Source organism: Mesorhizobium sp. M7A.F.Ca.CA.002.05.1.1, from assembly GCF_003998335.1.
GTDB lineage: Bacteria > Pseudomonadota > Alphaproteobacteria > Rhizobiales > Rhizobiaceae > Mesorhizobium.
Genome location: NZ_RZQI01001103.1, coordinates 1 through 1,717 on the forward strand (window position 1 = coordinate 1; position 1,717 = coordinate 1,717).

Below are 1,717 nucleotides of genomic sequence, written 5' to 3' on the forward strand. Positions count from 1 at the left end.
CCCCTTGGCCGAGGCATGAACCTCGCCCGACGCGGCATCGAGCGCCAGGCGCGCGGCATCCTCGTCGGTCATCAGCAGCATGGCCCATGCAAGCGCATTGCCTTGGCCGAGCCGATCGAGGGCTCCGGCGGTCGCGATCTGGTTGCGGGTGATGGCGACGTTGGCGACCGCAACGTCGTTGCGCGCCAGGGTGAGGCTGATGTCGTTGCCGTCGCCGCCCTGGTAGTTGATGAGATGGTCGAGGAAGAGAAGGTCGTTGAGGTTGCCGACGGAGGCGAAGGTGCCGGCGACATCGGCCGCGCCATTGTTCTGGATGATCGTGTACGGCCCGTTGAGCAGGTTCCAGCTCTCGGCCGTCGCCGGTGTCAGGACCAGGTTGAGCGTCGCGCCTGATATGTCGACCGTGCCGCCGACGATCAATTTGTCGGCCCCGGACGGGGTCGCCTCGACCTCCAGGACGCCATGATTGACATAGTTGCCGCCGACCGTCTGCACGCCGATGGAATTGCCGACGCCATGCGTGCCGAGGATGGTGACATTGCCGCCTATGGTTCCGATGCCGCCAAGGCGCGCGCCGGAATCGACCGTGACATCGCCGGCGAGGCTGGCGTCGCCATGGCTGGCGTCGCCCACCACCAGCGTTCCCATGTCGACGGTGGTCAGGCCCGCATAGCTGTTCTGTCCGTTGAGCGTCAGCTTGCCCGTGCCGGTCTTGGTCAGGGAGCCGTTTCCGGAAATGGTGCCGCCGATGACGTCGTCATGGCCGAGCGAGCCGAGCGAAAGCTGTGGCGCCAGCTGTGAATCGTCGATTTGTATGGCCCCGTCGCCCGACAGCGAGCCGACATCGAGCACGGAGTCCTGATCCCGGAAGCGCACCAGCACGCTGCCGCCGGCGCCGTTGAGGATGGTTGCGTTCGCCGCCTGCGAGGCCTGCTGGAAATCGAGCGTGCCGCCGGCCTCGTTGACCAGCGTTGCCGTTCCTCCGTCCGAATGTCCGTAAAAAGTGGTCGAGCCGCCATTCCGGTTGGTTATCGTGGCTTCTCCGGCGGAGGAAAATTCATTGCTCGAATAATCGTCGTCGAAGGTCGTCCTGCTGAAATAATACGGTACGCCCAGGCCGTCATTGACGATGGTCGCGTTGGCGGCGCTTGCCCCCGTGAAGGCGACGAAGCCGCCGCCCTGGTTGGTGATGCTGGCCGTGCCGGCATCGGTTCCGGTGCCGAAATTGAGCCCGCCATAGCCGTCCTGCGCCAGGACGATGGTGGCCGCGCCGGCGGTCGCATTGCCCTGGAAGTTGAGGTCGCCCCGGCCGACGGTGATCGAGAGGTCCTGGGCGCTGACTGGATAGGCGGCGTCGTTGCCCGAGAAATAGAGCCTGGCCCATCCCCCGCTTCCGTTGGAGTTTATGGTGACCGGCCCGTCGCCGAGCGCACCTGTCGCCGCCGCGACAAGGCTGCCGCCGCGTACCGCCGTGCCGCCCGAATAGCTGTTGGCGCCGGTCAGCGTCAGCGTGCCGGAACTGGTCTTGGCGAGTTGTCCGTCACCCGAAACCACGCCGTCGAGGATGAGGTTCTTGCCGGCGCCGACATCGAAGGTGCCGCCGTTGGCGCCGAGGATTATCTGGCGTTCCAGCGTGAAGCTGACGGGATTGCCCGTCACCTGCAGCGCGCCGCCGTTCAAGGTCAGGGCGCCCGAGACATCGCCCAGCGCCCAGTCG

1 protein-coding gene is annotated in these 1,717 nt (G+C 66.1%); it reads right to left on the reverse strand.

The features are described 5' to 3' along the window. Nucleotides 1-1,717, reverse strand: a 1,717-nt coding sequence (locus EN939_RS32975; RefSeq protein WP_206528411.1) for an autotransporter-associated beta strand repeat-containing protein, incomplete at both ends; no start/stop codon positions are given.